This window comes from Megasphaera stantonii (assembly GCF_025567065.1).
Lineage (GTDB): Bacteria > Bacillota > Negativicutes > Veillonellales > Megasphaeraceae > Megasphaera > Megasphaera stantonii.
This window is the reverse complement of sequence record NZ_JAOQKD010000036.1, coordinates 1-11,108: the sequence shown is the minus strand read 5'-3', so window position 1 is coordinate 11,108 and position 11,108 is coordinate 1. Positions and strand designations below refer to the sequence as shown.

Here is an 11,108-nt window from a genome sequence, read left to right as displayed (position 1 = left end):
CTCCTTTGTTGATGATTTCTCGCAAAACCATTTTAACATGAAGCTTCACTATGGATTTTTGTTTTTTGATTACCTGTTCAAATTCATTTTACAATTAACCGAGATTACATTATGACACTAGGACAAGAAATCAGGTATTACCGCAAGAAAAAAGGCTTGACGCAGACGGAATTCGGCGCGCTGTTCGGCATGTCCAAGCAAGCCGTGTATTCATGGGAGACGGGCTTGTATTCCCCTGACATTTCCGTATTGCTGCGAATGGCCGACTTTTTCCAAATCCCTATCTGCATCTTAGTCGGCAGGCCGGGAATGTTCTGTCAGGATGATAAGGAACACGAATCGGACTGTCAGTACTGCGCTTCGATTTCCGAAAAGGACAGCCGCATCATCCGGGCGATCCACGCCTTGCCGCAATCGCAGCAGCAAGCCATCGAAACGCTGCTGAACATCGAAGACCTGTCGATGCGGAAATAGCGCTTCCCCTTTGTCAAACGCCGCCAAATGCGATATGATAAGAGAAAAGTATAGTGCAAAGGACAGATTATCTATGACTACTTCTTTTATCACGTCCGTATACGGCCGGACCGAAACGGAATACATCGTAAAAAAATCCCGCTTCATCGCGACGCTGGCAGAGGTCCGCAGCGAAGCAGAAGCAGCGGCGTGCATTGAAAAACTGCGCAAGCAGTATTGGGATGCCAATCATAATTGCTACGCCTACCAAATCGGCGTCGACGGCGCCCTGCAGAAATCGAGTGACGACGGGGAGCCGTCAGGAACGGCCGGGCGGCCTATGCTGGAAACGCTGAAAAAAAGCGGCGTTACCAATACGGTCGTCGTCGTTACGCGCTACTTCGGCGGCGTCAAGCTCGGCGCCAGCGGCCTGATCCGGGCCTACAGCCACGCCGTCACCCTGGGGCTTCAGGCAGCGGATATCGCCGATTACAAGCCCTACGACATTGCCGACGTTACCGTCTCCTACTCCTTCGTCAGCACGCTGGAACGGATGACTCCGTCCTTCGATATCCTCGTCGCCGACCGCGCCTTTTCCGACACCGTAACCTTTACCCTGCAAATTCCGCAGGAACGGACGGAAGCTTTCAAAGCAGCCCTCATCGACACGACGAACGGAACGGCTCACTTTATCGATAAAGGAAGCCGGACGATACCCATTATTCGGCCGAAAAACCCGCAGTAATAGCGAATACTATCTCGCGTTACTGCGGGTTTTCTCATGTGTTTTCCCTTATTTCTTATATCCAGTGGCGAAATCGACGACGTTTTCCAGCGCCTCGCCGGCCAGGAAATGACGCAGGTTGGCAGCGGCAATGCGGACGATGTTGTCGTGCGTAGCCTGCAAATGGTATCCGCCCGATACGTGAGGCGTAACGTAAAGCCCCGGCGTGTGCCACATCGGGCTGTCTGCCGGCAGCGGCTCCGGCTCCGTCACGTCGACGGCAGCGCCGGCCAAGTGCCCGCTGCGGACAGCGGCGCACAAATCGTCCTGCACGACGTTGCTGCCCCGGCCGACGTTGATAAAATAAGCGCCCTTCTTCATGGCGTCGAAGCGTTCCTTCGTATACAAGTGATACGTTTCCGCCGTGTTGGGCAGGCACGACGCTACAATATCCGCCTTGGCCAGATACTCGTCCAGCTTATCCATCGTACCCATTTCATCGGCTTCAGTCGGCACGTCGCCACTACGGCGGCGCATGCCGACGACATGAGCACCCATGGCCTTCATGCGCTTGCCGAACTGGCGGCCCAAATCGCCGAATCCAATGACCAGGACCGTTTTTCCGTATACCGACTCTACCTGGCCTTCGTCATGCCAGTCGGCGTTTTTCTGATTGTCGTAGTATCGGTACAGCTTTTTCATCATGGCAAAAACCAGGGCCGTCATATGCTCCGCTATGGCCAGGCCGAAAGCGCCTGTCGCATTCGTAAGGGCCGCTCCGGCCGGCATGACGCCGTCCTTGCAGTATGCGTCGGCGCCGGCGCTGCTGAGCTGAAGCCAGCGCAGCCTGCGGGCATGGCGCAGCTGGGCAGGCACAACGTTGCCGATGATAACGTCGGCCTTGGCTAATTCTTCTTCTGATACGCTGGCGCTGACCAGCCCCTTGACGGGCCAATACACGACCTCATGGCCCTGCGCGGCCTCTTCAATCCAACGCACATGTTCTTCATGGACTTCCATTGCCACTAAAATTCTCATGCACTATCCCCCTCTATATCCTATTAAAAGATTCATATATACACTATCAAAAACTCTCCGTCTTGTCGAGGCCCTTTCCGAAGCTGGAACGCCTTTCTTCCACGAGGCCTTGTGCGCCTTCATCGGTCATGGTATAGTAAAACAAACTCACACAGGAGGGATCGCCTATGATTTCCGGCGTCAGCCACATGACATTTATCGTTCAGAATCTGGACAAAGCGACAGAATTTTTTCAGACCATCTTTTCCGCCCGCATCGTCTACGACAGCGGCAGCCGTACCTTTTCCCTGTCGCGGGAACGATTTTTCCTCGTCGGCTCCTTATGGCTCGTCATCATGGAAGGGCCGTCCCTGCCGGAACAAACGTACAACCACATTGCCTTCCAAATCAGCGACGGCGAGTTTGAGGCCTATAAAGAGCGGCTGACGAAGGCCGGCGTTCCCATGCGGGAGGCGCGGAGCCGCATCCCCGGCGAGGGCCGTTCCCTTTATTTTTACGACTACGACAACCACCTGTTCGAGCTTCATACGGGCACGCTGGAAGAGCGTCTGGCAGCGTACAGCCGCCGTCTTCAGGAAGAAGGAGAACGGACTGAACAGCATTCCTCTCGGTAAAATGAAAACACACCCTGTACGGCGCGATTTCGCCTGAAACGCGCTGTGCCGGGTGTGTTGCATATATCGGCTAATTATGAGAATATCTTACCAGTCCAAGGTCCCTGTAATCAAGTAGACGAGCAGCCCTTTTTCGGCGTGGCGGCGATTTTCCGCTTCGTCGAGAATCGTTTCCATATGGGCCTCCATGACGTCCTGGGAAATTTCAAAGCCCGGATGAATGGGCATATCATGGAATACCATCGTATCCGTTCCTTCGAGCAGGTCCGCGTTGATCTGGTATGGCATCATCATATTGATGATAGATTCTTTCTTTTCCTTATATTCGGGATTGGTGAAAAATTCCATATCTACCCACGTATCGGTATATACGCAGTCTACGTCGGCGACGATTTTTTTCAAGTCGGCCTGGGAAATATCCGTCGGCACTTCGACATAATGGCCCGTCTGCTTCAGTTCGTCGTAAAATTCGCCGCCTACGGCCATGACCTGGCTGAACGGCGTCAAACCGTACATCGTGCCGCCCAGCTTGGCAACGATTTCGCTCAGGGAATTGTACGTATTGTTTTTCGCGCCGATGTACAGTACCTTCACGTCAAAGCGGCCCGTCTTTTCATACAGGGTCAGCATGTCGGCCAGGGCCTGCGTCGGATGGAACGTATTGTCGCAGCCGTTGATGACCGGAACGGTGGCGTTCTTCATAAAGCCATGCGTCGTTTCGGCCTTCTTAAACCGGCCCATGATGCAGTCGACGTTGCGGCAGACATATTTTACCTCACTGCCCAAATCGCCGATGGTGAAGTTGCTGTCCGCCCATTTCTGATTGTAATGACGACCGCCTAATTCTTCCATGCCGATGGCAAAGGACAGGTAGGTCCGATTCGATGTTTTTTCAAACAAGGTGTATAATTTCTTGCCTTCCAGAATATGAGAATAAGCTTTCTGATTCTGTTTGATTTTTTCGGCCAACAATAAGATTCCTTTGATTTCATCTGCCGTATACTTAGCAAAACTATTTGCGTGTTTCATTCTATGCATCCTCCAAACTTGAAAAACAATACTGTCTGTGCATATCATAGCACAGACAGTATAACTTTTCAAGTTTTTATGCATATTTTATACAAATTAATGCATGTATCAACTGACATACAGCTATAAATCCGCATGATTACGCCGATTATTCCATACGCATATAAATAGTTGCAGTATATTTTTTACCGGCACAGGATACAAATCGTTTTCTCTTTTCCTTATGCCGCCAGTGCAGCTTGCCGCCTCTTGACCTAGAAAAACCTATCTTTCGACGGGCATATAAAAAACCGGCAACAACAGGGTCACCGGTTAAAAGGTCGATTTATGAACTTGGTTTTGTGAACGCTATTACGCTTTAACTACGTTAGCAGCCTGAGGTCCACGAGCGCCATCAACGATTTCGAAGTCAACTTCCTGACCTTCCGTCAAGGATTTGAAGCCTTCTTCCTGGATAGCCGAGAAATGTACGAATACATCGCCGCCATCTTCTCTTTCAATAAAGCCATAACCTTTTTCTGCGCTAAACCATTTTACTTTTCCGTGCATAACGAAATCCTCCTAAAAAAACAATTCCAGCTAGCTTCTAGCTCTTGTGTTAGTGTAACATAACCGATAAGCAATGTCAACCAAATTTATGGCTGTATTATGCCATATATTTACGGCGTAACCTATACTGCATCCCTCCCCTGCATAGGGGATATCACAGTCCGCCGCCGCACGGCAAGACGCCGCCTCACAGGGCAAGCAGCATGCAATATTTCGTATAGCTGCATATGCTATTGTTACGTCAGGCGCCGGAACCACTCGTAATAATACCAGGCAAAATACCCATGGATGAGGTATACCAATAATTCAGATAATTCTTCCACGTTGGCGTCCATATACGAATGAAACAGCAAGCCCTTATCGCCGCAGGACGCCAGCACGGCCGCTGCCGCCAAGACGCAGAATAAAAAGGTGGGAAAGGGGATATCATGAAGAATTTTCTTCCAGGGCATACAAGCGACGAGAGAGCAAAATACGACGGCCGTGTATACGCCGATGGCGGCGTGTATCATTTCATGACCGGGAATCGAATTCATGGACACAAAGGTCGGGCCGTGGCTGTCCATTCCCGTCGGGAAAAAGACTCGTCCCCAGCTGAGCTCCCGCCCCAGAAGCAGTAAAAAATATCCGGCTGCCGCCAGCCACAGCCGGTGAATGGATTTGCCGCCCGTTCCCGCCGTCTTGCAGAAAAAATAGGCCGCCAAACACATATCGCCAAATAAAACGATGTTTTGGAGCATTTCCAATACCCCGTTTTCCCAAGCCAAGTAAGGCGGCATGACATAGCCGAGAGGCAGCAGCAGGACAGCATATACGGCAGCGCCGCGCTGCATAGCCGATACGTACAAACGGCGGCGCATGTCTTCTTGCAACACAATACATCACTCCTATAAATCATAAACTTACAGCACGCAGGCTCTGGTACTATTTTACTATGTTTCAGTACCATTCTCAATAGGAAGTTTTGCAGAAACGCTGCGGCGCCGCCTTGCCATGCCGCTTCTTATTCTATTTTCTGACGTAATGGACAAACGCGAAGGCATGCCCCTTTCCTTCTTCGGCCGTATGTTCTTCCCGCTCGCAGATCCGCCACTGGCTCCTATCGAATTCCGGAAAAAACGTATCGGCCGGAAAAACGTCGTCGATTTCCGTCAAATACAGGCTGTCGGCCTTGTCCATAAACGCTTCGTACATGGCCGCGCCGCCGATGATGAAATACTCTTCGCCGTCGGCCATGAGGCGGCAGACCTCGTCGACAGAATGGCAGACCTGAATGCCTTCATGGGCCTCGCCATAAGCGGCTTGTCTCGTCACGACGACGTGAGGCCGGCCCGGAAGCAGTCCCGGAAGGCTTTCAAAGGTCTTGCGGCCCATGACGATGGTATGTCCCATCGTCAGCGCCTTAAACCGCTTCAAATCAGCCGAAATATGGCATAATAAGCCGTTGTCCTTGCCGATGCCCCCGTCGCGGGCTACGGCAGCAATCATGTGTATCATTTACACGGCCACCTCCATGGGCAGCTTTCCTAAATGCCGGTAATTATCCAGGGCAATATCGTCGGGCGTAAAGGCGTAGAAGTCGGTAATATCCTTGGCAATGACGAGCTTCGGCGCGTCCATAGCTTCGCCGCGGCAAGCCAGCTGCGTTTTGAGGGCTTCTACGTGGTTTTCATAAATATGGGCATTGTTGATGACGTGCGTAAACAAACCCGGTTGCAGGCCGACGGACTGGGCAATGAGATGAATCAACACGGCGTACTGCGTCATGTTGAACGGCACGCCCAACCCCATGTCACCGCTACGCTGGATGAGCATGCAGTTCAGTCGGCCGTCCGTCACGTCCCACAGCGTCTGGAAGGCGCAGGGCTGCAGCGCCATATCCGGCAGGTCTTCAATATTCCACAGCGATACGATCATGCGGCGGTTCTGCGGGTCGTTGCGCAGCATGTCGAGGAGCTTGTCTACCTGCTTGTATTTCCGTATCTGATAGCCGTAGGCCTTGCCGATGGTGCCGTCGGGCCGCATCCATTCGTCCCACACGTGGCAGTTCATTTTCTGCAGTTCCCTCACGTCGTTGCTCTGGAGCTGCCAAATCCAAAGGATTTCCTTGACAGCCGTCTTGAAGGCGACGAATTTCGTCGTCAAGATGGGAAATTCTTCAGCCAAATCAAACTGCATGATTTGATGGGGCAGCTTATACGTCGGTACGCCCGTGCGGTTGTTGGCGTAATAGCCTCGTGCTAAAATGTTTTCTACAATATTTAAATACTGCATATCAGCAGTGCTCATGAGTATCACCTCTGGTTCTGTATGTACGATTCGATAACGTGAATAAACTGATTTCCGTACTTGTTCAGCTTAAAGTCTCCGACGCCCTTGATCTGCGCCATGGCCTCCAGGCTCAGGGGCTTCTGCGCCGCCATTTCCCACAGCGTCGCGTCAGAAAAGATAACAAAGGGCGGAATATGCTCGCGCTGCGCCAATTCGTAGCGCCTGGCCCGCAAGGCGTCGAATAAGGGCCGTAAGGCGTCTTCGTCGATAACGGAGGCTTTCTTTTTGACCTGCCGTTTCGGAAGGTCGATTTCCGCATCCGGCGGCGCGACGACCCGCGCTTGTACGACCTGACAGTTGCCGGCCAGCACGTCCCGTCCCGACGCAGTCAGGGAAAGAACGGGATATTTTCCTTCCGACTGCTCCAAGTATCCGTCTTCGACAGCCTGCTTGACCATATCGCGAATTTCCGGTCCCGAATAGGACTGCAGCAGGCCGAAGGACGATTTATTCTGAAACCCGTAGCGCTTGACCTTGGCATTTTGGCTGCCCTTCAAGATATCGCAGACCATCGTCAGGCCAAACCGCCCTTTCAGCTCGTCGACGCACTGGCAAATGTTGCGCACTTCAAAGGTTCGGTCTTCTTCTACAGTCTCCTGGTCGCAGTTGCCGCATTTTTCGCAGCGCTGCCACGACGGCTCCTCGCCGAAATACGTTAAGATGTAGCGGCGCAGGCAATGCCATCCTTCGCAGTACTGAACCATGCGCTGCAGCATGTGGAACTCCTTGTCCTGCTGCTGCGGATCCTGGACGGACATTTCAATGAGATACTTCTGAATCATAATATCCTGCCGGCTGAACAACAGGATGCATTCGCCCGGTCCGCCGTCCCGTCCGGCCCGTCCCGCTTCCTGATAGTAGCTTTCCAGATTTTTCGGCATCTGGTAATGGATGACAAAGCGGACGTTGCTCTTGTCGATGCCCATGCCGAAGGCGTTCGTCGCCACCATGACGTCGATATTGTCATAGGTAAAATCGTCCTGGGCCTTTCGCCGCGCCTCGTCGTTCATACCGGCGTGGTACTTGCCGACGCGCACGCCCCGGCGGCGCAGTTCGCCGTACAGCCGCTCCACTTCCTTGCGCGTCGCCGCATAGATGATGCCGCTGTCTTGCTTGTGCCGCTGCAAATACGACAGGATAAACATCGTCTTATCTACCGGCGATACGACTCGGAAATATAAATTAGGCCGATCGAAGCCGCCGATAAATACCCGTTCATTCTTCAGCCCCAGCAAATTCATCATATCTGTCTTGACCTTTTCTGTCGCCGTTGCCGTAAAGGCCCCGACGACAGGGCGACGCGGCAGCTGAGCCAGCCAGTCCTTCACGGCGCAGTAGCTCGGGCGGAAATCATGGCCCCATTGCGACACGCAGTGAGCCTCGTCGATGATGAGCATCGCAATCGGCATGGTCTGCATGAAGGACGAAAAGAATTCGTTCTGCAGCCGTTCCGGAGACACGTATACTAATTTGATCCGCCCGGCCCGTATAGCCGCAAAGCGCTGCTTTGCCTCGTCGAAGGAACACTGGCTGTTAATATACGTCGCCGGAATCTGCTGGTTGACCAGCGAGTCGACCTGATCCTTCATCAAGGAAATGAGAGGCGACACGATGAGCGTAATCCCCGGCAGCAGCAGAGCCGGCACCTGAAAGCAAATCGACTTGCCAGCCCCCGTCGGCATGATGGCCAGACAATCCCGCCCTTCCAGCAGGGTATCAATGACCTTCTCCTGGCCGGGCCGAAAGGACTCGTAACCGAAGTATCGTTTTAATATATCAATAGGCCGTGCCATACGCTCCTCCTTATCCAACATTACATAATACAGCTTATTGTATCATGCATTAGGGTTCAGCACAATGACAGGCATAAAAAAGACACATGCCGTAAGACATGTGCCTTTTGCTGCATGACAATCTTATTTTGCCAATTCTTCCTTCAATACGTCGCCCAAGCGTTTGATGCCTTCGACAATGCGGTCTTCCGGCATGTTGGAGTAGTTCAGACGGAAATGGTTGGCATTGCCGCCGTTGGGGTAGAAAATACCGCCCGGAACATAAGCAACATCCTTCGCCAGGCATTTCGGCATTAATTCCTTCGCATCCATGCCTTCGGGCAGGGTAACCCAGGTGAACAAGCCGCCCTTGGGATAGGTAAAGGTAACGCCTTCAGGGAAGTATTTTTCCATGGACTGATACATGAGGTCGCGGCGTTTGGCATACAATGCCGTAATTTTAGCGATGTGCGCTTCCATGTCGAACATCTTGAGGAAGTATGCCGCCTGACGCTGACCGAAGGTAGACGTGCCGAGGTCGACGGCCTGTTTGAATTTTACGAATTTATCAATGATTTCCGGATTTGCTACAATCCATCCCAAGCGCAGGCCCGGCATGAAAATCTTGGAGAACGAGCCGAGGAAGACAACCTTGCCCTGCGTATCCATCGATTTCAAAGACGGCAGCTTTTCGATATCGTAGCGGATTTCGCCATACGGATCGTCTTCTAATACGACGACGTCGTACTTATTGACGATATCCATGAAGGCTTTACGCCGTTCTACAGGCCAGGTAATGCCCGTCGGGTTCTGGAATTCCGGAATGACGTAAATCATGCGAATAGAGTCATCAGCAGCCAAAATCTTTTCCAATTCTTCCGGAACGATGCCCTGATCGTCCGTCGGAACTTCCGTATATTTCGGGCCGACAGGATCAAAGGCCATGATAGCGCCCATGTAAGACGGGCTTTCCATCAAAATCGTCTGATCCTTGTCTACCAAAATCTGAGCCAGAATAAATAATGCCTGCTGCGAACCTGTCGTGACGACGACGTCTTCAGGCTTGCAGTCTACAAAGAATTTATCCTTCATGCGCTTGCAGATTTCTTCGCGCAGAGGCACGTAACCTTCCGTCGTGCCGTACTGCACGGCTTTACGACCTTCTTCATTGTAAATGGCTTCGTCGACCTTTTTCATTTCTTCAATCGGAAATAATTCCGGAGCAGGCAAGCCGCCGGCAAAGGAAATCACTTCCGGTTTTTCTGTCAACGCCAGTAATTCAGCAATATCGGACGCCTGCAGCGTCTGAGCAAAACTAGAAAATCTTGTCATAATACTACACCCCTTAAATCGTAGTTATCAAATTTCCCCAGTGCATAGTATTATATCACTTTTATGCTTATAATGCAATTAAAACGATTGCTAACGAGATGAAACGCTTAAAAAACTAAATTGTTTTACCTGATTTTCATATACAGGAAGCTAGTAAGATGAAAAAGAATCTATGTAAAAAGATTACATTCCTGATGGATATGTTTTCTGCAAGGCGTCGAATTGACACACTTGAGCCGTGGGCTAAACATATTAATGTTTTATTGCTACCGATTCGAAGTAAACGACTCATTACCAGTTGCACGTCGCTGCTGCTCCTTCAAACGGTGTTCCCTGCTTATGTTTATCCCCGGAACCTGGAAGGATAGAAAACCGCACATATACAAAAAAAGAACGCATACATGATGTATACGTCTCCTGCTTACGGTCGTCGCACCTATCAGTCGGGTCTGCACACATGAATACTTCTTCATGACATGTTCTGCTTACGCACGGACCCGACATAAGTGACTCATACTCGTTTGCGCGTCGCTTTCGCTCCTTCAAACGGTGTTCCCCCTGCTTATGCTTACCCTAGGAACCTGGAAGGATAGGAAGCCGCCATATACAAAAAAAGAACGCATACATGATGTATACGTCTCCTGCTAACGGTCGTCTCACCTATCAGTCGGGTCTGCACACAGGAATACTTCTTCATGACATGTGCTGCTCACGCACGGACCCGACATAAGTGACTCACACTCGTTTGCGCGTCGCTTTCGCTCCTTCAAACGAGGTTCGCTACTTATCCCAGGGCAGGCCCTGGGTAGATAAGAGGTCGTTGTATACAAAAAGAGAGCAGTGCCAATGCACTGCTCTCTTTTTGTAATCAGCGGCTTCCTATCCTCCCAGGGGGCCTCCCCCCAAGTACTTTCGGCGTTTGCGGGCTTAACTGCTGTGTTCGGCATGGGAACAGGTGGATCCCCGCAGCTATCGCCACTGAATTTTCTAAGGGCCCGTGCCCTTACAACTGCATAAAACGAACTTCCTTAACGAGCCTCCGCTCTGTTTACGGTTCCTTTCTCAGAACCTGCTTCCAGATTCCCTCACCCACTCCCTTCGGGAGTAAGCGACTCAGTCCTGCTTACCCTAAAGGGTAAGTGATTCAGTCGGTTTTACGCGTCGCTTCCGCTCCTTTAAAACCGCTTCTCTACTTAAGTCAAGCCCTCGGTCTATTAGTACCGGTCCGCTCCGTGCATCACTGCACTTCCACTCCCGGCCTATCTA

The 11,108-nt window shown here is 51.5% G+C and carries 11 protein-coding genes and 1 rRNA gene; 3 read left to right on the top strand and 9 right to left on the bottom strand.

The window, feature by feature from the left end:
* Window positions 1-111: 111 nt before the first annotated feature.
* Both OCV58_RS11895 and OCV58_RS11890 read left to right on the top strand, forming a co-directional pair.
* Window positions 112-474: a helix-turn-helix transcriptional regulator gene (locus OCV58_RS11895; RefSeq protein ID WP_095629428.1), complete on the top strand. Its 363-nt coding sequence runs from the start codon at window positions 112-114 to the stop codon at window positions 472-474.
* Between the two features lie 73 nt (window positions 475-547).
* Window positions 548-1,198 (top strand): YigZ family protein, encoded by a 651-nt coding sequence (locus OCV58_RS11890; RefSeq protein WP_087478258.1) that lies wholly within the window; start codon window positions 548-550, stop codon window positions 1,196-1,198.
* Window positions 1,199-1,246: 48 nt separating this feature from the next.
* Here OCV58_RS11890 and OCV58_RS11885 read toward each other — a convergent pair whose 3' ends face one another.
* On the bottom strand, window positions 1,247-2,215 hold the full coding sequence (locus OCV58_RS11885) for a D-2-hydroxyacid dehydrogenase (protein ID WP_154877970.1): 969 nt from the start codon (window positions 2,213-2,215) through the stop codon (window positions 1,247-1,249).
* A 167-nt stretch (window positions 2,216-2,382) separates the two neighbouring features.
* Here OCV58_RS11885 and fosX point away from each other — a divergent pair, with 167 nt between their 5' ends.
* On the top strand, window positions 2,383-2,829 hold the full coding sequence (fosX, locus tag OCV58_RS11880; protein ID WP_095629426.1) for a FosX/FosE/FosI family fosfomycin resistance hydrolase: 447 nt from the start codon (window positions 2,383-2,385) through the stop codon (window positions 2,827-2,829).
* Window positions 2,830-2,916: 87 nt separating this feature from the next.
* Here fosX and OCV58_RS11875 read toward each other — a convergent pair whose 3' ends face one another.
* From OCV58_RS11875 to rrf, 8 genes are all read right to left on the bottom strand, one after another.
* Window positions 2,917-3,858, bottom strand: coding sequence for a Rossmann-fold NAD(P)-binding domain-containing protein (locus OCV58_RS11875; protein WP_154877969.1), 942 nt, complete (start codon window positions 3,856-3,858; stop codon window positions 2,917-2,919).
* Window positions 3,859-4,209: 351 nt separating this feature from the next.
* Window positions 4,210-4,407 (bottom strand): cold shock domain-containing protein, encoded by a 198-nt coding sequence (locus OCV58_RS11870; protein WP_087478254.1) that lies wholly within the window; start codon window positions 4,405-4,407, stop codon window positions 4,210-4,212.
* 236 nt (window positions 4,408-4,643) lie between these two features.
* Window positions 4,644-5,282 carry a hypothetical protein gene (locus tag OCV58_RS11865; protein WP_154877968.1) on the bottom strand — a complete coding sequence of 213 codons (639 nt, stop codon included), beginning with the start codon at window positions 5,280-5,282 and terminating at the stop codon, window positions 4,644-4,646.
* Window positions 5,283-5,415: 133 nt separating this feature from the next.
* A complete protein-coding gene (locus OCV58_RS11860) occupies window positions 5,416-5,904 on the bottom strand; it encodes a dihydrofolate reductase (RefSeq protein ID WP_154877967.1) in 489 nt (162 codons plus the stop codon).
* A complete protein-coding gene (locus OCV58_RS11855) occupies window positions 5,905-6,696 on the bottom strand; it encodes a thymidylate synthase (protein ID WP_154877966.1) in 792 nt (263 codons plus the stop codon).
* 5 nt (window positions 6,697-6,701) lie between these two features.
* Window positions 6,702-8,531 (bottom strand): DNA helicase RecQ, encoded by a 1,830-nt coding sequence (gene recQ, locus OCV58_RS11850; protein ID WP_154877965.1) that lies wholly within the window; start codon window positions 8,529-8,531, stop codon window positions 6,702-6,704.
* A gap of 123 nt (window positions 8,532-8,654) precedes the next feature.
* Entirely contained in the window at window positions 8,655-9,842 is a 1,188-nt protein-coding gene (locus OCV58_RS11845) for an aminotransferase-like domain-containing protein (protein ID WP_087478865.1), read from the bottom strand.
* An 866-nt stretch (window positions 9,843-10,708) separates the two neighbouring features.
* Window positions 10,709-10,825 (bottom strand): 5S ribosomal RNA (rrf, locus tag OCV58_RS11840).
* Window positions 10,826-11,108 lie beyond the last annotated feature (283 nt).